Annotated in this window: 21 protein-coding genes; 7 read left to right on the forward strand and 14 right to left on the reverse strand. The window is 60.0% G+C overall.

The features are described from left to right. Positions 1-99: 99 nt before the first annotated feature. Complete coding sequence (locus tag G3O06_RS14265; RefSeq protein WP_205816448.1) at positions 100-666, forward strand: hypothetical protein; 567 nt, start codon at positions 100-102, stop codon at positions 664-666. A gap of 64 nt (positions 667-730) precedes the next feature. Here G3O06_RS14265 and G3O06_RS14270 read toward each other — a convergent pair whose 3' ends face one another. The 12 genes from G3O06_RS14270 to G3O06_RS14325 form a co-directional block, all read right to left on the reverse strand. Then, positions 731-1,381, reverse strand: a complete 651-nt coding sequence (locus G3O06_RS14270) for an acyl-homoserine-lactone synthase (protein WP_205816449.1) — start codon at positions 1,379-1,381, stop codon at positions 731-733. 208 nt (positions 1,382-1,589) lie between these two features. Then, positions 1,590-2,408, reverse strand: a complete 819-nt coding sequence (locus G3O06_RS14275) for an autoinducer binding domain-containing protein (RefSeq protein WP_205816450.1) — start codon at positions 2,406-2,408, stop codon at positions 1,590-1,592. A 342-nt stretch (positions 2,409-2,750) separates the two neighbouring features. Further along, a complete protein-coding gene (locus G3O06_RS14280) occupies positions 2,751-3,677 on the reverse strand; it encodes a 3-oxoacyl-ACP synthase (protein ID WP_205816451.1) in 927 nt (308 codons plus the stop codon). Continuing rightward, positions 3,674-4,513 (reverse strand): 3-oxoacyl-ACP synthase, encoded by an 840-nt coding sequence (locus G3O06_RS14285; RefSeq protein WP_205816452.1) that lies wholly within the window; start codon positions 4,511-4,513, stop codon positions 3,674-3,676. Before G3O06_RS14285 ends, G3O06_RS14280 begins: the two co-directional genes overlap by 4 nt. Before the next feature lie 197 nt (positions 4,514-4,710). Beyond that, positions 4,711-5,304 (reverse strand): GNAT family protein, encoded by a 594-nt coding sequence (locus tag G3O06_RS14290; protein ID WP_205816453.1) that lies wholly within the window; start codon positions 5,302-5,304, stop codon positions 4,711-4,713. Beyond that, positions 5,301-6,410 carry an acyl-CoA dehydrogenase family protein gene (locus tag G3O06_RS14295; protein WP_205816454.1) on the reverse strand — a complete coding sequence of 370 codons (1,110 nt, stop codon included), beginning with the start codon at positions 6,408-6,410 and terminating at the stop codon, positions 5,301-5,303. Before G3O06_RS14295 ends, G3O06_RS14290 begins: the two co-directional genes overlap by 4 nt. Before the next feature lie 28 nt (positions 6,411-6,438). After that, complete coding sequence (locus G3O06_RS14300) at positions 6,439-7,647, reverse strand: pyridoxal-dependent decarboxylase, exosortase A system-associated (protein WP_205816455.1); 1,209 nt, start codon at positions 7,645-7,647, stop codon at positions 6,439-6,441. Beyond that, positions 7,644-9,263 (reverse strand): acyl-CoA ligase (AMP-forming), exosortase A system-associated, encoded by a 1,620-nt coding sequence (locus G3O06_RS14305; RefSeq protein ID WP_205816456.1) that lies wholly within the window; start codon positions 9,261-9,263, stop codon positions 7,644-7,646. The genes G3O06_RS14300 and G3O06_RS14305 overlap by 4 nt, the downstream gene beginning before the upstream one ends. Before the next feature lie 50 nt (positions 9,264-9,313). Then, on the reverse strand, positions 9,314-10,261 hold the full coding sequence (locus G3O06_RS14310; RefSeq protein ID WP_205816457.1) for a 3-oxoacyl-[acyl-carrier-protein] synthase III C-terminal domain-containing protein: 948 nt from the start codon (positions 10,259-10,261) through the stop codon (positions 9,314-9,316). After that, positions 10,258-11,157, reverse strand: a complete 900-nt coding sequence (locus tag G3O06_RS14315; protein WP_241019969.1) for a 3-oxoacyl-[acyl-carrier-protein] synthase III C-terminal domain-containing protein — start codon at positions 11,155-11,157, stop codon at positions 10,258-10,260. Before G3O06_RS14315 ends, G3O06_RS14310 begins: the two co-directional genes overlap by 4 nt. Positions 11,158-11,278: 121 nt before the next feature. After that, entirely contained in the window at positions 11,279-11,557 is a 279-nt protein-coding gene (locus G3O06_RS14320; protein ID WP_205816459.1) for an acyl carrier protein, read from the reverse strand. Positions 11,558-11,588: 31 nt separating this feature from the next. Further along, positions 11,589-12,848 (reverse strand): acyl-CoA dehydrogenase, encoded by a 1,260-nt coding sequence (locus G3O06_RS14325; RefSeq protein WP_205816460.1) that lies wholly within the window; start codon positions 12,846-12,848, stop codon positions 11,589-11,591. A gap of 231 nt (positions 12,849-13,079) precedes the next feature. Between G3O06_RS14325 and G3O06_RS14330 the strand changes: the two genes are divergently transcribed. After that, a complete protein-coding gene (locus G3O06_RS14330; RefSeq protein ID WP_205816492.1) occupies positions 13,080-13,913 on the forward strand; it encodes an FCD domain-containing protein in 834 nt (277 codons plus the stop codon). A gap of 212 nt (positions 13,914-14,125) precedes the next feature. Here the strand turns inward: G3O06_RS14330 and G3O06_RS14335 are convergent, their stop codons facing one another. Together G3O06_RS14335 and G3O06_RS14340 are read right to left on the reverse strand one after the other, a co-directional pair. Continuing rightward, positions 14,126-15,550, reverse strand: coding sequence for an amidase family protein (locus G3O06_RS14335; protein ID WP_205816461.1), 1,425 nt, complete (start codon positions 15,548-15,550; stop codon positions 14,126-14,128). Between the two features lie 343 nt (positions 15,551-15,893). Then, entirely contained in the window at positions 15,894-16,133 is a 240-nt protein-coding gene (locus tag G3O06_RS14340; RefSeq protein ID WP_205816462.1) for a helix-turn-helix transcriptional regulator, read from the reverse strand. Positions 16,134-16,384: 251 nt separating this feature from the next. Between G3O06_RS14340 and urtB the strand changes: the two genes are divergently transcribed. Genes urtB through G3O06_RS14365 form a run of 5 tightly spaced genes read left to right on the forward strand, consistent with a single transcriptional unit; the run spans position 16,385 to position 21,015 of the window. Further along, positions 16,385-17,260 carry an urea ABC transporter permease subunit UrtB gene (urtB, locus tag G3O06_RS14345; protein ID WP_205816463.1) on the forward strand — a complete coding sequence of 292 codons (876 nt, stop codon included), beginning with the start codon at positions 16,385-16,387 and terminating at the stop codon, positions 17,258-17,260. Positions 17,261-17,263: 3 nt separating this feature from the next. Continuing rightward, entirely contained in the window at positions 17,264-18,337 is a 1,074-nt protein-coding gene (locus G3O06_RS14350; protein WP_205816464.1) for a branched-chain amino acid ABC transporter permease, read from the forward strand. Next, complete coding sequence (locus tag G3O06_RS14355) at positions 18,337-19,071, forward strand: ATP-binding cassette domain-containing protein (RefSeq protein ID WP_205816465.1); 735 nt, start codon at positions 18,337-18,339, stop codon at positions 19,069-19,071. The genes G3O06_RS14350 and G3O06_RS14355 overlap by 1 nt, the downstream gene beginning before the upstream one ends. Further along, complete coding sequence (locus G3O06_RS14360; protein WP_205816493.1) at positions 19,058-19,828, forward strand: ABC transporter ATP-binding protein; 771 nt, start codon at positions 19,058-19,060, stop codon at positions 19,826-19,828. Before G3O06_RS14355 ends, G3O06_RS14360 begins: the two co-directional genes overlap by 14 nt. Positions 19,829-19,836: 8 nt before the next feature. Further along, positions 19,837-21,015 carry an ABC transporter substrate-binding protein gene (locus tag G3O06_RS14365; RefSeq protein ID WP_205816494.1) on the forward strand — a complete coding sequence of 393 codons (1,179 nt, stop codon included), beginning with the start codon at positions 19,837-19,839 and terminating at the stop codon, positions 21,013-21,015. Positions 21,016-21,054 lie beyond the last annotated feature (39 nt).

Consider the following 21,054-nt stretch of genomic DNA (forward strand, 5'->3'; position numbering starts at 1 on the left):
TTTCGCAGGCGCGGTGCGTCCAGTCAGTTCGGTGCATCAGCGATCCGATTTCTCGCGGTGTGTGGAGTACATATCGCCACGTTCGAGGCGAGGCCTGCTATGGAGCAACGCGATAATGTTTGGCGATCGAGCGATACAAACGCATGCTTGGCACCGGCCTGCGATTGCGAGGCTTTGCAGATCCGCTTGCGACACGCCGAAGCACAGATTCGTCGTCTCACAAGATGCGTTCAACTGAAAGACGAGAGGTTGTGCGAGCTTGGGAAGGTCCTGGCGAACTCGGCGACCGCGCACTATTGCGTTGAAGAGCGATTGCAGCGTGAGCTCGATGCGCTACGAATTGACCTGCCGGCCGACGTGCCGAGCGAGCACTACGGTCCTGTTGATGGCGATTCAATGGGGGGCGGTGTAATCGTTCGGCTGCCTTACCTGACCGCGATCCTCTCAGTGTTGTTCGACGCGATGCACGTGTTCTGGGCGGACTGCGACGACGGCCGCCTGCCAAAATCTTCGACTGTCGCTCATGCCATTGATGAACGCCTCGGACTGCGCGCACAGGCAAGCGGCGAAGGTTCGCGCACCGGTCAGGCCTACGCATCCGCCATCCGGCCAGATTGGGTAAAGGATGCGGATAATCGGCATCACCGTCGGCGATCCGCATCTTAGTCGTGGTCTTGGCTGCCGAGTGCCAATCTCGGCGGAGCGTGACGGCTCCTGCCGGGAAGAACGGCTATCGCATGTCTGTTGAGCAACGCCTAGCGCATGGCCGTGTCCTCAGCGAGCCCGGAACATTCGGTGTGAGCGACTGATGCCATGTGATTGACGATCGGAGGTTGTCGAGGTTGGCTCCAAGGCTGGCGAACGTGGCGGGGGTGAGATCAATAGCACAGGCCAGGAACGGAGCGGTAGCTGTGTCCTGGTGCGGTCCAACATATTGCAGATCAAGGCCAAAGCGGCGGTACAGTCGTGCAATGGCGTGGGTGACGACACCGATGATGCGATTCGCGCCGAGCGATGCAGCGACGGCCATGACATAGGGAAAGAGTTGCATGTCCGAGCCGGCGAACCGCGATAGCTCCCATACGGTGGGTGAGGAGGGAAGGTCGAGGTTCGACGATCGAGGAAGCAGTTCTCGGAGCAGGTACGGAGAGGTAGTTGGCATCAGGCGTGCGCAACCATATATCTGTCGTTCGGAAGTCAGTGCAACAACCTGAACGGTGTTTTCGCCATCGAAGTGATCCCACTCGATGGTTTCATTTTCCTTAATGTCGGGCAACGGCCAGCCGAGGCGGCGGACGAACACGTCATATCGGAACGTGCCGAGTCCTTCACGAAGCTCAAGTGGCAAGTCGATCAATCGACCGGCGATAATGAGTGGCATTTGTGTTCCCCATCGTTTAGTGATGGGCGCTACCGTATCAAGTCGAAACAACAGCTGGAACTAGTTAGGTAGGGAGGAGGGGCAAAATGAATATTGGCCGGGTATTATCAGTGCAATATTGAAGATCTCCAGCTGGTCCAGAATTATTCAATATATGGGATTTGAGGGATCTGTGGGCATGGTCAAATCATACCGGGAGCATGCCTGCTCATTCTTCAGGGATTTTTTTGTCTGAAATAAGGGGGTAATCAAGCAGGCCGTAATGGGCGGCAATGACGGCAGCTGCTATTCTGCTATTTACGTTCAGGACCTTCATTGCTTCAGCGATATGGTATTCGACTGTATGGCGGGATACTCCGAGAATCAGGGAGATGTCCGGCGATGTCTTCCCTTGTGCGACCCATGTAAGGCACTCACGCTGACGTGGAGATAGCTCAACGAGTACCTTCGGGTGGGGAGGGGCGAACCGATCCAGCTCCAAACGAAATAGAGTGCTGATTACGCTCGCGAGTTGCCGGCTCGTCTCTGCATTGATAGGGGATGACCGGCCTGATAGATTGATGAGCAAAACACTGCCGCCAACCTCACGAATTGGAATGCTAAGCCCATTTTTGAGTCCGGCGTCGCATGCTTCCACGAGCACATGTCGCTCAGCGTGGTTCAAGTCGGTAATATCACCCCAGTGATAAGGTCCGGAAGAGGTAAAAGCCGCTCGATGTACGGGATCGACAAGGCCGTAGTCGTGCTGTAGATAGTGCTGCACCCAGTTATTGGGATAATGCGAGCAAATTGCCTCCATAGACATGCTGGGTCGAGAGCGAATGCAAGTCAGGGAGATCCGGGTGACGGCGTAACATGGAAAACCCAATGGAAGCACCGCATTGCCAAGTAAGTCAGAAAGCGAGGAAATATCCTTTGCATCGGTAAAGAGAGACAGAATAGGCGCCATTCGAGTGGCTAATGTAACATTCCACGGTGGTGGCTTGGATGCTTTTTTGTGTGTGCGGTGCCGAAATCGTGTTCTCATGACTTATGCCTCGCTTATTGCCTAGTGGTATTCGAGAGAAATTCTGGAGCAGGGCGCCGGCTCGGTGGCAGCGACTCGGACAAACAGTATGGTAGTGGGGCTCTGAATGCCCGCGCACCCGCTATGCTATGGCGGACGCCGGAAGTTGCGTCGTGATGGACGTTGGGCGCGTAGCTAGTGTGGAGTCTAATGGATGGGATCAGAACGTCATCCAATAGATTGTAATAGTTTAATACGTGATTTATTTTTTAAAGTCACTGTCCGGAACAGGAACGATATTGCGATGTATTTTGCGATCACGTGCCGCGCCATCGGCGAAATTTCCTGAATTCAACGATCCTGTTAGCGAATGAAGAGCGCCGCTGCGGAAAATCCTCCCACTCCTCGGGCGCATAGTAGGAAAGGCTTACCGGGAATCAGATCGTCGCAGTCGACGAGATTGATGAATGGATCGCTGACCGTCACATGCGCGATGCGGGCGAAGTTGTCAGTAAACAGGCATCGTGCTGGAAGACCAAGCGATGCGACAATTCGGCGCCAGGTTGGCAAATCCAGATGGGAGGGCAAGATGCGCTGAATCTCGGCTGGCGCCACATTTGCCTCGGCGCTGGCTTGCGTCGCGAGCCGACGCGCCGCAAAGAAGTACTGAGCTGCGAAACGCGATTCATCTTCTCCCAGTGTGCCGCGCCAACCGTCTCCACTCGCGTGAAACGCGAGCGAGACCAGTCGATTGACCGAGGCATCGCGTTCGACAAGCACAGCACATGCGCCATCGCTGAGTAATCCGGCCGCGGCTATCGACCGGTCGCTTGCGATGGGCATGGCATCTGCGCCGACCAGCAGGCCTCGGTTGATGGCCGGACGGGCGGCAAACATTGCGCGAATGATCCGTAGCGCGCCCAGTGATGAGGCGCAATGCTGTTGTGCAAACGAGAATGTTTCCGCCTGCTCGAAACCAAAGCGTTCACATAGCAGGCGAGGCAAGGATAGCGGTGGTGGGGCGACGCTGCCTTGAAGCGTATGAACGTAGACAAGAAAGTCGATCGTGTCGGGCGCAAGCTGGATCGTACGAGTGAGCGATTTGATGGCGTTAGCGGCTAGCGAGAGCGCAGTGTGTCCCCGAGCGTCGTAGAAGGCGCACACCCCTGCTTCTTCGAGGCGTTTGATGGTTTCGGCGGACTGCTCCGTTCGTTGGCCCCAGCTGCGAACGTCATCGACCGGCTCAGGCAGGTAGTAAGCGGTATGGACGATCCCGATGGATACGCTCATGGCGGGTTGAGATATACGAGCGGCCTGCCATGTGATTCGAACAATGCGCAACCGACAAAGCCGCCTAGGCCGACGCCCCACGTCAGGATTCGCTCGCACACTGGCAGGTCGTGAGATTCGAGTACATCGGCGAGCTGCACGATAGGTTCGGCTGCGCCTAGATAGGCGCGGCGGTGGTCGGAAAATTCAATGAGACGGCGACTGAGATGGCGGCAAATGGCTTCATCAAGTTGCGGATCTATTCCTGCTCCTACGACGGTGCCAACGTCGTTGGGTTGAAGCGAGTGTCGGAGCAGTATCGCGTCGATCGTCGATCGCAGCGCTCGAACCCAATCTGTGCGGATATCTTGGCTTGAGAGCGGGGCGGGTGTCGCGAGCCGATGGAGGCGGCTGGCGCGAGCGTCGATCACCATCAGTCCGCAAGACGCAGGTCCGGAGCGCTCCACCAGGATGGCGCCGGCTGCATCGCCCTGCGCGATTCCCTGGTCGGTCCATCGCGAAAACGGCGCCCCCCACTTTTCTGCAGCGACGATCAAGATGGTGCGGATTTCGGGCTCAGCAATCAGCAGATCGCTGGCCAGCTGCAGCGCCGTGAACGTGGAGGCTCCCTGCTGTTGGGAGACGGCGAACGGGAAGCACGGCGCGCCAATTACTGCGCGCAAGCGTCCAGCAGTCGTTGTGGATACATGCTCGTTGAGGCTACTGTGGCAGAACATGGCAATATCGATCGGCGCTGCATCGGCTGGCCGCGCCGCACATATTGACTGTGCCACTTTCGCGGCGAGCCCGGATAGATCGGTATCGCGCTCAACCGGCACACAACGAATTTCGTCCACCGCTGCGTTAACTGCAGCGCTTCTGGCTTCAGCCGCGTTCTTTGTGGAGTGGGGGGCGTAATCGGCTTGCCACGACGCGACCCAAGCGTGCCAATCGGACCGTATCGGAGCACCACGCGTTGGCTTTGTTCCGCACCCACGAGGTACCGCGACTGTGCGCGGCACATAGCTGGCAAGTGCCGTGATCACGGTTGTATTCATAGTGCGCGTGGTAGCGCGAGGTCCTCGGGCAGCAGGTCATAAAGGAGCCGACCGACGGGCGTGCCATCGACGAGATGACAGTCTCGTTGCAGTCCGATCAGACGAAAACCCAAGCGCGCGAGCAGACGTTGCGACGGAACATTGCAGTCGACGGCCCATGCAGTGATGCACCGCAGCCGATCACGGACGAATGCTTCCTGAAGGAGGTATGCCGCGGCGTTGTAGGCCATATTGACGCAGATTGGCCGCAACCGGTCGCGAAGGATCCAGAATGAGCCCGTCGCGAAGCGGTGCGTGACATCACTGACGGCGACCACACCGCTCGGCACGATATAGCCAACCGAACCGAATACGCGTATTCGATGCTGTCTGCTATGGACCATCGCTTGCACCGCCAATGCAGGCAGGGCTTGGCGGCCGAGCCCGAAGTCGAACCACCGACTGATGGTCGGCTGGGCGAGCCAGGCGACGATGTCGTCGATGTCATTCGGCCCTGGTTCGCGTAACCAGCAAGTGGCGGACGTTGAATGTGATGCAGCGTTGTCCATTGAGGGCTGAAGCGTGCCATCCGTAGGGGCGCAGCCATTCATACGTCGACCTCCTCATTCGCGTCCCGCGGCTCCGAGAGCCAGCCGAGCGCTGTGTCGATCTGCAGCAGAAGTTGGGCAAACCAATGGCTGGTCTGGAAGCGGGCTGCCGGCGGGAGGCCTTCAACATAACCGTGGCCGCCGCAAAGCTGCACGAATTCACGACCGACGTTGACCGACTCGGCCGCGACGTGTCGTAGTAACTGACGGACCAGCAAGACCGGCGGCGACGGGCGGGCTGCACTAACAGCGTGCAGAAAAAGATGGGTGCCATGGGCGGCGATCAGCATGTCGGACAATCGCGCCGCGACGAGTTGATGGTTTGCCAACGGCTTTCGGAACGCTTGCCGAGTCGCCGCGTAATCGAACGCGAACCGGATGCTATGTTGCATGGCGCCCGTCAAGAGCGCAGCGAGATAGAGGCCGATTTCCGTCAGGTACATTTGCGCGGGAGGAGCGCTACCGCTGCCGGCTCGCGCAATCACGGCAAGCGGCGTTTCGGCCGCGGCCTCGTCAGAATGCAATTGCTCCAACACGAGGGCGCCGAGCGTGGCGATGCCTGTCGAGCTCGAAGATCGCTGATCACGGGAGCGCTCGGTGAGGAGGAGTCGCCGCTTGTCATCTATTCGCATGGTGAGGGTCGCCGCGCCGCCCAGTGGACCAAGTTGCCATATTGTTGCGTTGTCGATGCCGGGCACGGATAACGCGATCGCTGTTGTGCCATCGAAATACGCCTGAACAGGCCGAGCCAGAACCGGACCGAGCGCATTGTGCGTTCGGAGCACCATGAGCGTGGGTGCGGTCAGCGTCAACTCCAATGCACGCTCAAGCGGTCCAGCGGCGAGCGCTTCGACAACAAGTGCCAGACCGTGACGGTCGATTCCCAGGCCGCCGTGTTCCTCGGGTAGGACCATTGCTCCAAGATCAAGTGTTGCGGCTGCGAGTCTGACGGTTTCTTGCCATGCTGCTACGCTGGGTGAGCCGGTAAGCAAGGGCTCCAGTCGGTCGCGCGCGAAGCGTTGGCTCGCGATATAGAGGTTGTGTTGATCATCGGTCAGTGCCCACGGCGACGGGGCCGGCCCCGACGGGAAGGAATCCGGGGAGAACATCACAATCCTCCACAAAGTACGAGGGTGATCAGACGAGCATCTCGATCGCATTCGGGTGGCCGAGAAAGTCTCCAGGGCTAGCCGAGCGTCCATACGCACCCGATTGGAAGACGACCACAAAGTCCCCAATGCGTGCCTCGGGAAGCAGCACGTCATCGGCGATCCGGTCGAGCGGCGTGCATAGGCATCCGACGATGTGGCAACGCTCTGTAGGGGCTTGTGTCTGGCGATTCCCGATCGCGACCGGAAAATTGCGGCGCAGGATCTGCCCGAAGTTCCCGGATGCAGCCAGGTGGTGGTGCAGGCCGCCATCGGTGATCAGGAACGTTCGGTCTCGGGATACCTTGCGATCGATGACGCGGCACACATAGATGCCGGCTTCTCCGACCAGGTATCGTCCAAGTTCCAGGGTCGTGCGTGTGTCCGGCAAACGATCGCGGAATACGCCGAGCCAATCGTGCATGGCATCGGCGACCGCGGCGAGGTCAAGTGGCGTTTCCCCCGCGAAATAGGGGATGCCGAAACCGCCTCCGAAGTTCACGTATTGCGGAGCGAGCGACAGGCCAGCGGCCAATCTCACGACGAGATCCGCGCTTTTCCGTTGAGCCTCGATGACGGTCGGGGCGTGCAGACACTGGGATCCCCAAAAAATGTGAAAACCGGCCAACGTCACTTCTCTAGCATCGAGCTCGCGCAGTAGCTCGGGCACCTGCTCCGCATCGAGCCCAAAAGGGGTGGCCCCGCCACCCATGCGCATGCCGCTATGATCGACGTGAAAGTCCGGGTTGACTCGTATGGCGACCTTCGGCTGCACACCGAGCTCCCAGCCGAGTGCTGTCACGAGGTGCAACTGGGTGACCGATTCGAGGTGAATGTTGACACCGCTCGCGACGGCGCGACGCAAGTCGTCGCGGCTCTTGCCTGGGCCGGCGAAGCCAATCAGTTCTGCGGGCATGCCCGCATTCAGCGCAAGTGCCATCTCGTTGGCCGATGCGACGTCGAACCCGTCCATCTGTGGCGCGAGGTGATGGACGACCGCGGGCATTGGGTTGGCCTTGATCGAGTAATGTAGGTCAATACCGGCTGGCAGCGTATCGCGCAGCGTGCATACACGCTCGTCGAGCGTTGCGCGATCATAGGCGAAGAACGGAGTGCGCCCCGCGCGGTCGGCCAGGCGATTGATCTCGACGCCACCGAGGGTGAGGACGCCATTGTGCTCCCTAAACAGCCCGTTCATGACTGCCTCACTTCGGAGGCGGCGTCAGGGCTCGAGAAGGCGGCGCGCAATGCGGCCCGATCGAATTTCCCGTTGGGGTTGCGTGGAACCGTCTCGCGAACCACGATGCGATGCGGCACCATGTAGCGCGGCAGATGCTCCACACACCAGACCTGAAGCGTTTGAGCATCGAAGCCCGTGGCGGCCGGCACGACCAACAAGACGATCGCTTCGCCAAGTTCATCGTCAGCGATGCCGAAGGCAACCGCTTCCGTGACAAGGCCACTGTCATGAACGACTTCTTCGATCTCTTCAGGGCTAATGCGATAACCGGAGCTCTTGATTTGCGCGTCGTTGCGCGCGACGAAGTACAGGAATCCTTCTGCATCTTTCCGTACCAGATCGCCTGACCAGACCGCACGATCTCGTGGGGCGCCGCCCGGTTTCAGTTCGGGCGAAGGTCGATAGCGCTGGGCTGTGCGCGTCGCGTCGTTCCAATAACCGAGCGTGACGCAGGCTCCGATATGGACCAGTTCTCCGGTTTCGTCGGGTCCGCAAGGAGAGCCGTCATCGCGCACGACCAGAATCCGGGCATTAGGGACGGCTTTTCCGATTGAATCGGGGCGGTGGTCTACCTCTGAGGGATCGAGAAAAGTCGAACGAAATGCCTCGGTCAGGCCATACATCAAATAGGGTTTGGCCTGCGGAAACAATGCCCTGAGTTGCTGCAAGACGGGCGCCGGCAGCTTGCCGCCAGTGTTCGCGAAGTAGCGCAATGTCCGGCGTGCCGGCTCGGGCCAAGCCGCACGGACCAGTTGCATCCATAAAGGCGGCACGCCCGTGATTGCCGTAATACGTTCGCTCGCGCAGGCATCGATGACGTCTTGCGGCGCAAGATAGTTGATGAGCACGGCGGTGGCCCCCGCGGCCCAGGTGGATGTGAGCTGACTCAGGCCCGCATCGAAACTGAGTGGCAGGGCGGCGAGGATTCGATCGGATGAGGCGTGGTTCAGATAATGGGCAACGCTCCAGGCACCCTCGAGCAGGTTGCGATGGCTGAGCATCACACCTTTGGGCAGTCCGGTCGAGCCTGACGTGTACAGGATGGCGGCCAGATCCGTGTCGACATTGGCCCATGCCGGTGAGTGCAGTGGCTTTTCACTATCCCGTTCCGTGCGATTTCCGCTTGCGGACGCGGGCCAGCTTTGAACGTGGGTTGTTGTTCGGAGATGTCGGCTTGCGGAGCCGGCATCGTCCACGATGATTGTGTTGGAAACGCCGGTAAGACCATGTTCGTCAAGGACCCGCGCGCGCAGCGCGCTGGTAATCAGGCAATCGGCACCGGAGTCGAGCAGGATGTGAGCGACCTGTTGGGGTTTGAGGAGCGGATTGATCGGAACGAATACGCATTGCGCGGCAGCTGCACCAAGCATCGACACGACGGTTTCGACACGTTTGTCCAGATAGATCGCAATGCGCGCGCCGGCGGTGAATCCAAGCGCGTAGAGCGCATTGCCCATGCCTCGCGCGCGGTGAGTCAGGTCCTGATAGGTTACTCGGGCGGAACCGCAGACAAGAGCTTCCGCGTCTGGTGTGCGGTTTGCAGCGGCTTGCACGAGGTCGAGGACGTTTCTCATGATGGTATCCGGATCGAATGTCGAGCGTTGAAAGGAAATCGTTCAGGTGATCAGTGGCGGACCACCATGGCACCGAAGCAGCCAGCGAGACCACACGAAAACAGCAGCGACCAACCACCCGGTTCCCGGTTCGAACAGGTCTGGAAGTTAATGAAGGGATCGGCGCCAAAGACGTGGCCGACTGGCGCGAAGTTCGCCGTGAAAAGCCGCTCACGAGGGATGGCTAGCATTGCCATCAGCCTGGACCAGCCCGGCAGATTGGCGTGATGAGGCAGTACATGCGTGATCTCGCGTGTCGTAATCCCTGCTTGTTGGATGGCGGCCCGCATGGTCGTGAATGCAGACCAGTAGTACCGATCGTCGGGAACCGGCTGCAGATCCTCGTCGGTGCCGCGGAAGGATCGTCCGTCTGTGTAAACGTGCAGGCCCGCAATGGCGTTGCGATGACCGTCGCGTTCGAGCAATAGCGCACAGGCACCGTCGCTATGGAGGGCAAGATCCTGGATGGCTCGCAGTCGGTCGCAGTGGGATCCGATCACATCGGCGCAGACCACAATCGCGTGCCGGATGGAGGGCCGTCGCATGGCGAGCGCCTGCAATACACGGATCGCGGCCATTGGCGAGACGCAGTGCTGCTGCGTGACTGAAAATGCCAGCGCACGGTTCAGATCTGTTTGGGACTGAATCTGTTGGGCGGTACTTGCTGGTGGCGCGATAACGCTGGTCTGAATCGTGTGTGTGTACACGAACGCATCGATCGTTTCAGGCGCTATTCCGGTGTCGCGTAGGAGAGACGATATAGCGTCAACGGCGAGCTTCACGGGCGATTCGCCAGCCGCATCGTGAAACTGCGTTACGCCGTTTTCGATCAGTGCACGCGCACGCGTCGACGGCTGACCGCAGCGCTCCGCCCAATGATGCGCATCCACAGTTCGATTTGGCAGACTGAATGCGATGCCAGACAGCGCAAGGGAGTTATTCTCTTGCGACGCAATCATGATCCACCTCCGCGAAATTCAAGGAGAGCGCAACCGGCCTGCCCTTGGAAGCCGGTGGACCAAACGAGGGCATGTTGTCCCTCGCTAGGGTTGATCGACCGCAGCAGCGCGTCGAGGCGTGCAGGCGTGTCGGCGGCGCAGAAATGACCGGACGCGTCCATGCGTATGTGGCAGACCCGTTCGGGCCGCAGTCCGCAACGTGTATTGGTTTCGTGAGCCAGGCGAGTGTCGATTGGCGCCGGAAGTATCCAGTCGATATTGGCAGGTTGCACACCTGCGCTTGCGCACGTCTCGCTAATGACGTCCGTGAGCGTCGATATGTAGACGGGTTCGCACTCACTTGCGAGAGGTGGGATTCCGGGCGTCCGTACGGTGAGCCCGCTCATGCGCCATCCCGGACCGGGGTGTCTCGCGATCAGTGCGGCAGCGGCTCCGTCACCCATGTCGGTCAATGCACTGACCCGACGTGAGAACGGCCGGCGCCAGCGTTCCGCGGCGACAATCACGACGGTATTCAGTCGGATGTCAGCGGCCATCATCGCCACGGCAATATCCAACGCCATCAGGAACGACACGCCTTGAAGCTGGCCGACCGCCAGCGGTGCTTGGCTTGATCCAAGTTCGCTGTGGAGACGGCAGGCACACGACAATGCCAGATCATGCTCGAAGCTCGTTGTGCATACGATGATTTGATCGGGGGTGGACGCGTCGATATGAGACGACGAATCAAGCAGCGTTCGCACGGTGGCAAGTGCCATGTCGGACAATGTCTGGTCGGGTTCTACAGCGACCCGGTTATCAGTTGCTCGTGATGCTTGCGGCAACGGAATACCGGCCACGCCGAATGGGGCACCACTGTCGCGCCACCGCAGCGTATCGGCATACACTGCTTGCATCACGTCCTCTCGTGCGGACCCACCCGAAACCATGAATGGTTCGATACGCGCATCGGCCGGGACATCGTGCTGTGGGATATATCGTGCCGTGGCGACAATGCGCGGCTCGGCGCCAGTGAAGTCAGTCGAAGGACGCATGGGATTCGACGAACGAGACGAGATTGCCGAAACGCAGGAATAGATCGGCGGATAGATCTTCGGGGGCCAGCGTGAAGCCAAAGCGCTGTTCGAGTTGAAGCAGCAAGTCCGTCATATTCATCGAGTCTACGCCGACATCGAAGAGATTGGTGTCATCTATGATGAGATCGGTGCTTAGGGTGCTGCCAAGTACCGATAGCAAGCAGGCTTTTACTGTCTCGGACACGCCGGCGGAGCTGGGGGAGGCGGGGTGGGTTGCCATGAGCGATCTCCAGTGCGAATTTCGGACGGGGTCAGGATGGGTGCGCTTCTGTAGAGCGGTGCGACGCGGAAGGGATGGCCTCCCAGGGAAGAGATGCCGAGCGTAGTGCGGAGCGAGCAATCATGAGCCGCTGCAGGTCCCCGGTACCTTCCATGATGTCGAAGGCCTTTGCATCGCGATAGCTTTGCTCGAGCGACGGAAAGGCAGCGATACCATCAAGGCCGGCGAGATCGATCGCCGCTCGGGTGACGCGGGCGGCTACTTGTGACGCATACGCCTTGGCCATTGACGAATCCATGGAATTCGCGATGCCCTGATCGGTTTTCCACGCCGCGTGTCGGCAGAGCAACTGGGCTGTAGCGATTTGCCGATCGATATCGAGCAGGGCCTCGTTCACATTCACCGTGCGCTGGCGTGGATCCACAGGATCTCCGCCTCCCTTGAAGTAGGCCGCGAGATCGTCGCGTACTCGTCGACATGCGCCGACCATGACTGCGGAAAGTAGGGGGCGGAAGTAGTCCCATGCGTGTTGTGCGCCCGAAAACGCGTCGTTGAGGGGCTTTTCGTCGCCGCGTCTGAGAAGCGCGTCGTCAGGTACTTCGCAATCGGTGTAGGAGAGAACCGCGAGCTGACTGGCGCGCAGCCCCACCATTTGCTCGACGCGATCGACAGAGAAGCCTGGGATATTGCGATCGACGTGGAACGCTCGAACGCCGAAACGACCAGCGTGCCGATTGATGGTGGCGAACGTGATCACATCGTCCGCGCGTGCGCCGTTGGTGATGAAGCACTTGGTGCCGTTCAGAACCCAGCCGCGTGCCGTCTTGCGAGCGGTGGTCCGCATCGCGGTCGCATCCGAGCCGCAGTCGGGCTCCGTAATGGCAAACGCACCCCACCGGGGTGTGTCGCTGCGAAATTGTTTGAAGAAGTGGGCTTGTTGCTCGCCGCTGCCGAGTGCGAGGACGGGCGGCATTGCGAGGCCGGGGCCGGGCAGCGCGAGCGCTAGCGCCGCGTCGGCGTACCCGAGATATTCCATCAGTGTGGTGCGCGACATCAGTGATTGCACGTCCATGCAACCGCCGTATGCGGCTGGAACGAGATTCAGGTTCAGCGCAGGTACGTCCGACGATGCAAAAACTGCATCTGGAATCTGCCGTGTCCGGTCGGCTTCGGGGCCGTGCAAACGCATGCGTGCTGCAAGTTGATCTAGTTCCAGTCCGTCGGCCGAGAGGTTGGCCCGGATTGTCGCAAGCGTGGATTGCACCTGAGACGACTTCACCGACCGTGACATGAGGGATTTCTCCTGATGGCAACCAATATCGAGTGACCGACATGCAGGGAAGTGATGGGTACTCGGCGCATGGCGTTCGGATTGCAGCGTAGGTCGTGGGCACTATCCCGGCTACTCCCAACGTTGGGAGGGAGGCTTGCATGGAGCCGGAAATCTGGCCGTGTCGGGCGCGGATGCCTGATAATGGCGCCGGGATACAGCAGTGAATGGCCAACGACGGACGTGACCGATATGGCAGGGCGAAAACCGACAACCGAAAAGAAGATGCCGCCGGCGCAGCCGGATAAACGAGGCTCGCGCGCGATCAAGCGAGGCGACCAAGTGGCCGAGCAGATCAAGCGTTGGATTAACGACGGGCAGGCGCGACCGGGGAAACGCTTGAACAAGGAGGCTGAGCTTCAGCAGATGTTCAATGTCAGCCGAGGCTCGATGCGCGACGCGCTCAAAGCGCTAGAGATACAAGGGCTTGTAAGCCTCAGTACCGGGCCGGATGGCGGGGCAACGATCACACGCGTGCCACTGGCCCGAGCATTTCAGTCGCTGCAGAACTATCTATTTTTCGAGAGCGTCACGCTCGAAGACATTTATGCGGTGCGTCGCACGCTGGAGCCCATGGTGGCGGCGGGTGCGGTCCCCCATCTGACAGACGCGGATTTCGAGGCGCTCGAGCGCAGTGTGTCCGTTTGCGAGCCGTTCGAGGCACGTCACGCCGAGGCGCTCGACCAGCGCCATGAGGATATCCATTTCCACGATGTGCTGTCTGCTGCGCATCCGAATGCGTTTCTGCGCAGCCTGTGCCAGATCATCAACCAGATGCTGCACACGCTCGTGATCGTGGCGGGAAACGTGACGCAGCAGGACTATCAGGCATTCGGGCGGCATACGGTCGCCGCGCACCGCGCGATACTGGACGCCGCGCGACACCGGGATGCCGACGCGGTCGCACAGCTCATGACCGAGCACATGGACGAGGCGTATGTGCAACTGCGCACAGTGCACGCTGCGCTGCAGCAGAAGCTGGTACTGGATTCCGAATTGGATCTTAGCGAACGCGGCGAGTCGTGATTGGCGGTCAATGTTGACGCTCGCTGCGATCGCCGGTTCGCGGACACGGAAATGACATCATCGGATCGCCAGGACCTACAGAGTGTGCTGTCGATTCGATAAATTTGGATGTTCGCGGACGTTGCCGTCGGTTCGGCCGGTCATCGCCACCCGCATTTCACCTCAGCTTACGTGTGCTGCGAACGAGGTGCAATCTGTTCGGCTATCTCAGGTCATTCGCGTCTCCCGCCAGGGACAGAAGCCAACAGAGCGCGCGTCATCTCAGCCAATGGCGCTCTTCCCAATGCGAGCTCGAGCACATGGCTGACCCAAAGAACCAACGCATCAGAGTGACGGCCTCCGACGATCTGTACACCAATGGGTAGTTGGTCGTCCGTTAAGCCTGCGTAAAGACTCGCCGCGGGCAAGCCGAGTTGATTACACCATGCAGTGAAATGTGGAAACAGCTCATTGCTCGACGCTACCTCGGCGAGCGGCATGGCGACACGCGGGTACACAGGGCAGATCAGGATATCGTGTCGCTCGAAAAAAGCATTGACCGCGGCACCTAGGTCGCCACGTTCGATCAGCGCGCCCAGCAATGCCTCACGCGAAACGTCATCTCCTTCACTAGCATGTGCCTGCAGCGTCGGATCCAGTTCCTCGATGTCACCGGGCAGGCTGGACGTGAGCTGTCGGCAGAACGCGCGCCATAGGGTCGCATGGACGGCGTTGCATCGATCGATGCTGGGCGGGTCGGCAGCATCAACTCGGGCACCTAATTCGCGGAGGGTGATTGCGGCACGCATCACGGCAGCGTGGATTCCAGGTTCAACCGCAATCGGCAGCCCGAGCGTTGGACTACAGGCGATACGGATGCCGTCGGGGACAGGCCGACATTGCAGACCGCGTGCGTAGTCACCACCATCGAACGGTAGAGCGTACCAGTCACGGCTGTCTGGCAGGCTGATCACGGTCAGGATGCGCGCCGCATCTTCAACGCAGCGCGTCATAGGGCCGACATGGCTGAGCAAACCGAACGGGCCGCGGGGCGCATGGGGCACGCGCCCGAAGCTTGGTTTGAACCCGAACGTTCCCGTGAATGCAGCGGGAATACGAATGGAACCACCGCCGTCGGTCCCGATTGCTGCGGAGCCCATCCCGAGCGCAACTGCTGCTGCTGCACCACCGCTGCTGCCACCGGGCGTACGCGTGAGATCCCACGGATTGCGTGTAGTACCGGTAAGGGGGCTGTCCGTGACGATCTTATGTGCAAAGTCGGGCAGGGTGGTCTTGGCAAAGCAGATTGCACCCGCTTCACGCAGTCTTGCAACGCAGGGACTGTCCCAATGAGACGCTTCCGGCGTGGTAACGCGAGAGCCGAACCGAGTTGCGACGCCTGCGATGGAAACGTTGTCCTTGATCGTGATCGGTACACCGTCAAGCGGCCCCAGGGGTATGCCGCGTCGCCATCGGGCCTCGGAGGCCTCTGCCATGCTGAACGCTGTGTCGGTGATTTCGCAGACCGCATTGACCACCGGGTCGAGCGACTGAATGCGATCGAGCGCGTCACGCATGACGTCGACCGGCGAGGCTTCACCGTTTTCGTAGAGGGCGCTGAGCTCGTGCGTCGTTAGCTCGCAAAGGTAGTTGGCCATCTCGCCTCCAATTAATTATAATAAATAGAAGGTAGGTGCGATGATGATGTGTGTCAAGGGTGTTTGAGGGTGGAAAATTATCGGGTAAACGCGACGATGTCGGTGGTTGACAGCCGATTTCTAGGCTCGTAGATTAGTGATAATAAATTTGCCGAAGAGGGTCGCCGCTGCCGGAGGTCGGCCTGTATCGTCTAGCGCTACCAACTCGCTTGGTGGCGAAGTCAGATATATCCATCGAGCACGCGTCACCACGGCCGACAGCGCGGCGCTAGTGGCTTGGGTTACGGCAAGTGTTGCGGCGGGGGAATAGCTCCGCAGAGATGGGGAGCCGAAACAGAACAGATCAACGAAGATTGATGCGGTCCTCGGCGCCTTTGATTATCTGCGATAGCGGCGTGTCGAGTGCCTCAGCCAGAACGAGCAGGGCTTCGAGTCCGGCAACCGTCTCGGCGCGTTCGATGAGCGAGACGGTATTGGGATGGACGTTTGCGCGAACAGCGAGCCCGACCTGTGTCAGCTTTTTTCTTTTGCGACGGCTGCGTATCTCGTTGCCGAGTGCTTTGATGAATGATTCTGTGGTCATGCCAACTCGATTTGATTAGGCAAATCGAGTATCGGGGAGCATTCGCTCCGAAATTCACAATATATTGTGAATTCGATTTGTTTTGTCCTAGAATTAACAATATATTGTGAATTTGTGTGGGCGATGTGGGCCCGGTGCTGAACCGGTGGAAGGCGGGGGTGTTTGAGTCAAGGGATGTCGCCCCCCTAGGGTGACGTGTCACGTTGAGATGGCGCGCGCCCTTTTGAGTGGTGTGAGCTTGTGAGGTATATATGGTAGGAATCCTAAATATATTGAGTTACGTCAGCATCTTGATGCTAATTGCTTTGGGGCTAGCAATTGTTTTCGGCCTGATGGACATCGTGAACCTCGCACACGCGGAATGGGTGACGATCGGGGCCTACACGTTGGCAGTGACGCAATCGTTGGGTGGACCGCATGCGTTCTGGCTCGCGTTGTTTGTGGCGCCGGTGGTTGGTGCGGTGCTCGGGTGGTTCCTTGAGCGCCTCGTGATCCGACTGCTTTACGACCGTCCGCTCGACACATTGCTCGCGACGTACGCGATCAGCTTGATTGTCCAAAAAGCCCTCGAATTGATTTTCGGCACACATCCGATGTTGGTGTACGCGCCCTTAGATGGGGCGATTCCCGTGCCGGGGGGCAGCTATCCGGCATATCGACTCTTCGTGATTGGCGTTGCAGCGGTGGTGACGACCAGTTGCTGGCTGCTATTCGCCTATACACGCTTCGGAATTCAGTTGCGTGCCGTGATCCAGCACCCATCGATGGCTGAGGCAGTCGGTATCGACACGCGGCGGCTGAACCGGCTGGCGTTCTGTGGCGGTGCCGCCCTCGCATCGCTGGCGGGCGTCCTTGTCGCGCCGATGATATCGGTGGAGTCCCATCTTGGCGTCGCCTATCTGGCCAAGGCGTTTTTCGTGATCGTGTTGGGCGGTATCGGTTCGATCGCCGGCAGTCTGCTGGGCAGCGCCTTCGTCGGTACAGCTGAAACGCTGCTTAGCTATCGCGTGGATCCGTCGCTCGCCTCGGCGATCGTGCTGATCCTGTCGATCGTTCTGATCCGTTTTCGTCCACAAGGCCTGTTGCCCGGTTTCAGTGCCGCCCATCAGTCCCACGGTAAAGGTTGAATCATGCTCCAACAACTTCTTGTGAGTAGGCGCCGCTGGCTGTTTCAACCAGCGATCAGTATCGAAGACATCTCTCCGATGGCAATCGGCGCAGCGATTGTTGCTGCAGCATTGATCTTGCCGTTTAGCCTAGGGAGTTATTCGCTGTCCACCGTGCGGGATGCGCTGGTCATGGGACTGTTGGCGCTGAGCTACGACCTGCTCTGGGGTAGGGCTGGTGTGCTCACGCTCGGACACACGACCTTCTTCGGACTCGGCGCGTACGGTTTCGCAATCGCTACCGTGCAATATGGACAGACGTCCGCCGTCGGAGTGATCGTGGGGCTGGTCTGTGCCGTGGTCGTCGCGGCCGTGTTGGGCTATTTCCTGTTGTTCGCCGGTGTGCGGTTGCATTTTTTCGCCATTATCAGCATGGCCGTGCTGATTGTCGTCCAGCAACTGGCGACAAGCTGGCAGTCGGTCACGGGCGGTGACACGGGCCTCCTCGGCATTCCGGGATTGTCCTTCTCACTGGTCGGACACACGCTCGATTTGAGCGGAGTGCGCGGGTCCTGGTACACGGTCGTGACAGTGCTTGCCGTACTGCTCGTCGCGACCTGGCTCGTATGTCGCAGCCGGTACGGCAAAGTCTTGACCGCGATCGCGACGAACGAATGGCGCGCAAAGGCGTGCGGCTATCACACGTCCGGGCACCTTTTGCTTGTGTTCATCGCATCGGCCGGACTTGCCGCTATCGCAGGCACGTTGATGGCTGCCTGTTCGGGGGTTGTGGCGCCCGATGTGTTCTCGCCGGTACTGGCCACCGAAGTCATTCTATGGGTGGCGATCGGCGGTAAAGGCACGCTTGGTGGTCCGGTGCTCGCCGCCGTCGGGTTGACGCTGCTTAAGCAAACGGTATCGAGCGCAACTACTGACGGATGGCCGCTGCTGCTCGGCGCATTGTTCCTCTGCTGCGTGCTGTTCCTGCCCAACGGCGTACGACTCGGTGGCTTGATCGCTGGGGCACGTCGGATCAACCGAATTCGACCGAGACGTAGCCCCTTACATCGTGCCGAACGCGTGGAAGGAGGCCGGTAATGGATATGCCACTGATAAAGGGGGAAGGGTTGCAGCGCGCGTTCGGCGGCATTCATGCGGTCGACAACGTCGATGTGTCGATTGGCTCGCGCGATCTGCTGTGCGTGATTGGCCCGAACGGCGCTGGCAAGAGCACTTTGGTCGGGCTATTGTCCGGTGCGATCGCGCCGGGGGCCGGAGAGTTGTACCTCGCCGGTGAGCGCATGACGGGTCGGCCGATGCACCGATTCTGCCGACGCGGTGTGGTTCGCAAGTTCCAAGGCACGAACACATTTCTTTCAATAAGCGTGCGCGAGAACCTCGTCGTCGCGGGCCTCGGCGTTGCCTCGTACCGGGACACGCCGATGCCGAACCCGGACGCCATTCTGGACGAGATAGGACTGTCGGACCAGGCCAACTTATGTGCGATGACTCTGCCGCATGGTGAACGCCAGTGGCTGGAGATCGGGATGGCGATGATGTGCCAACCCGCGTTGCTCTTGCTCGATGAGCCGGCCGCTGGCCTGTCGGTCGCCGATGCGCAGCGGCTCGTATGCCTGATTCACCGTCTGCGCGAGCGCTGCGCGGTACTCGCGATCGAGCACGACCTGAGCTTTGTCGAGGCACTACGGTGCGAGACCTGGGTCATGCACCGCGGCCAGATCGTTCGACGCGGCTCCTATGCGGACATCGCGCGCGATGAAGAAATCCGGCGCATCTATCTCGGTCAGGGAGCGGGGCATGCTACACATTGAGAATCTGTCTGCCGGATATGGCGACGTTGCAGTGCTGCATCAACTCAACCTTGACGTCGGGCCAAACGAAGTTGTTGGCGTGCTCGGCTGTAATGGCGTGGGCAAGACGACCTTGGTCAAAGCGATCATGGGTTTGCTGCCACGCATGACAGGCGACGTACGGTTTCAGGGGCAATCCCTCAACGGCTTGCGCACCCATGCGATCGCCCGACGCGGCATCGGAATGGTTCCTCAGGGGCGCTGGATTTTTCCCAAGCTGACCGTGCGCGAGAACCTCATGATGGGCACGCAGGCTGCTGGCGGTGGTGCGATTCTCGACGAGGTTTTCGAATATTTCCCCATCCTCAAGTCGCGACTCTCGCAGCACGGCGGCACGCTGTCCGGCGGTGAGCAACAGGTGCTCGCGATTGCCCGCGCGCTGTGCGGTCGGCCGAAACTGCTGTTGCTGGACGAACCGTCCGACGGTGTGCAGCCGAATCTGGTCGAGCTGATCGGCGAGGTCATCCCAACATTGTGCCGCCGATCGCAGCTCGCCGTGCTCCTGGTCGAGCAGAACCTCGACCTCGTGCTGCGCAGCGCGCAGCGCTGCATCGTGCTCAAGAATGGGCGAGTTGCCCATGCCGGTCGCATCGAGCCGCGAAGCGGTGCCGCAGGGGCCCATCCATTGGCGCAATACCTGTCGCCGGCTGCCGAGTCTGACACGCCTTCAATCTCTGCACCACATTCGACGCATTCCAACCTGAACTGCACCCAATGAAGAACATGATGAACCGCCGTGCCTTTACCCGAACCGCCTTATTCAGTGCCGTCGGTGCACTCACCACTTCTGCTATGCCATCTTTGGTACGGGCCACCACGCCGCTCAAGATTGGCTTGCTTGCACCGCTGAGCGGTCCGCTCACCCGCGTGGGTGAGACCAATCGCAACTGCGCACAGTTAGCCGTCGACGAAATCAATGCCGCCGGTGGATTGCTGGGGCGTCCGTTGCAACTGAGCGTCGAGGATACCCAGATGTCCACTGCCGTGACGTTGCAGAAGGCCCGGCAACTGTTGATGCGCGATGAGGTCGCGGTCCTGACCGGCATGGTGCTGCCGTCCGAGCGCGAAGCTGCGTTGCAGGCCGCCAAGTCCGCTGGGCGGCTCGTGATCTACCCGAACTTCGACGAGGGGCGCTGCGATCCGACTCTGTTCACTACGGGCCTGACTGTCAACCAGCGCGTCGACCCACTGATTGATTGGCTGATGCGCAAGGGTGGTCGCACGGTGTGCGCGGTGGTCTCGGACATCGGTAGCAACCGCAAGGTGCTGGTGCCCAGACTGCAGGCAGCGGTGAAGCGTTACGGCGGGCAGTTTCTCAACGTGTATTGGTTGCCGTTCGGCACACGCGATTATGGTGCGGTGCTTCAGCAGATCGCAAGCCAGCGCCCACAGATCGTCTGGCACAGCATCGGCGACGACCCGGTCACCTTCGTCAAACAGTACCGCTCATTCGGCATGAAACCGCAACTGGTGACTGACATTGCGCACGAGTCGTTGTCGATCGCAACCACCGGCGCGTCGACCGGAATCATCGGCGTGTCCTCGTATTTCATGAGCGTCGACAATCCGGAGAACCGGGACTTTCTCGCGCGCTACACGGCACATGAAGCTGGCCCACACGACCCTCGGTTAGGGCAGTTGGCCGTGGTGTTACCGCACGGCGAGTGCACGTATGCCGGACTTCGCCTGTTTGCAGCGGCTGTCAAGGCGGCCGGCAGCGTCGACGTTGCCCATGTGAAAGCCGCGCTGCCGGGTGTCTCGTTGAATCTTCCGCGTGGCAAGGCGGGCGTGAGCCAGGACGGCGACCATGTGTTGTGCCAAACCCGTATCGGCAGGGCACTGCCGGACAATAGTTTCGCGGTGTTGGACTCAGCCGGACCGATTCCATCACAGTGCGCGGGATAGGCATGAGGCAATCCAACGCGTTCAAATTTCTCTTATTTA

Origin of the sequence: Burkholderia sp. Ac-20345, from assembly GCF_017104825.1 — a bacterium.
In the GTDB taxonomy this organism is placed as follows: domain Bacteria; phylum Pseudomonadota; class Gammaproteobacteria; order Burkholderiales; family Burkholderiaceae; genus Burkholderia; species Burkholderia lata_B.

What these genes read in the sequence shown, in the direction of transcription:
- G3O06_RS14305 (WP_205816456.1), bottom strand. Translation starts at nt 9,263, where the DNA reads ATGAGAAACGTCCTCGACCTCGTGCAAGCCGCTGCAAACCGCACACCA.
- G3O06_RS14270 (WP_205816449.1), bottom strand. Translation starts at nt 1,381, where the DNA reads ATGCCACTCATTATCGCCGGTCGATTGATCGACTTGCCACTTGAGCTT.
- G3O06_RS14275 (WP_205816450.1), bottom strand. Translation starts at nt 2,408, where the DNA reads ATGAGAACACGATTTCGGCACCGCACACACAAAAAAGCATCCAAGCCA.
- G3O06_RS14265 (WP_205816448.1), top strand. Translation starts at nt 100, where the DNA reads ATGGAGCAACGCGATAATGTTTGGCGATCGAGCGATACAAACGCATGC.
- G3O06_RS14300 (WP_205816455.1), bottom strand. Translation starts at nt 7,647, where the DNA reads ATGAACGGGCTGTTTAGGGAGCACAATGGCGTCCTCACCCTCGGTGGC.
- G3O06_RS14335 (WP_205816461.1), bottom strand. Translation starts at nt 15,550, where the DNA reads ATGGCCAACTACCTTTGCGAGCTAACGACGCACGAGCTCAGCGCCCTC.
- G3O06_RS14290 (WP_205816453.1), bottom strand. Translation starts at nt 5,304, where the DNA reads ATGAATGGCTGCGCCCCTACGGATGGCACGCTTCAGCCCTCAATGGAC.
- G3O06_RS14340 (WP_205816462.1), bottom strand. Translation starts at nt 16,133, where the DNA reads ATGACCACAGAATCATTCATCAAAGCACTCGGCAACGAGATACGCAGC.
- G3O06_RS14365 (WP_205816494.1), top strand. Translation starts at nt 19,837, where the DNA reads ATGAACCGCCGTGCCTTTACCCGAACCGCCTTATTCAGTGCCGTCGGT.
- G3O06_RS14320 (WP_205816459.1), bottom strand. Translation starts at nt 11,557, where the DNA reads ATGGCAACCCACCCCGCCTCCCCCAGCTCCGCCGGCGTGTCCGAGACA.
- G3O06_RS14315 (WP_241019969.1), bottom strand. Translation starts at nt 11,157, where the DNA reads ATGCAAGCAGTGTATGCCGATACGCTGCGGTGGCGCGACAGTGGTGCC.
- urtB (WP_205816463.1), top strand. Translation starts at nt 16,385, where the DNA reads ATGGTAGGAATCCTAAATATATTGAGTTACGTCAGCATCTTGATGCTA.
- G3O06_RS14310 (WP_205816457.1), bottom strand. Translation starts at nt 10,261, where the DNA reads ATGATTGCGTCGCAAGAGAATAACTCCCTTGCGCTGTCTGGCATCGCA.
- G3O06_RS14325 (WP_205816460.1), bottom strand. Translation starts at nt 12,848, where the DNA reads ATGTCACGGTCGGTGAAGTCGTCTCAGGTGCAATCCACGCTTGCGACA.
- G3O06_RS14350 (WP_205816464.1), top strand. Translation starts at nt 17,264, where the DNA reads ATGCTCCAACAACTTCTTGTGAGTAGGCGCCGCTGGCTGTTTCAACCA.
- G3O06_RS14330 (WP_205816492.1), top strand. Translation starts at nt 13,080, where the DNA reads ATGGCAGGGCGAAAACCGACAACCGAAAAGAAGATGCCGCCGGCGCAG.
- G3O06_RS14355 (WP_205816465.1), top strand. Translation starts at nt 18,337, where the DNA reads ATGGATATGCCACTGATAAAGGGGGAAGGGTTGCAGCGCGCGTTCGGC.
- G3O06_RS14295 (WP_205816454.1), bottom strand. Translation starts at nt 6,410, where the DNA reads ATGTTCTCCCCGGATTCCTTCCCGTCGGGGCCGGCCCCGTCGCCGTGG.
- G3O06_RS14280 (WP_205816451.1), bottom strand. Translation starts at nt 3,677, where the DNA reads ATGAGCGTATCCATCGGGATCGTCCATACCGCTTACTACCTGCCTGAG.
- G3O06_RS14360 (WP_205816493.1), top strand. Translation starts at nt 19,058, where the DNA reads ATGCTACACATTGAGAATCTGTCTGCCGGATATGGCGACGTTGCAGTG.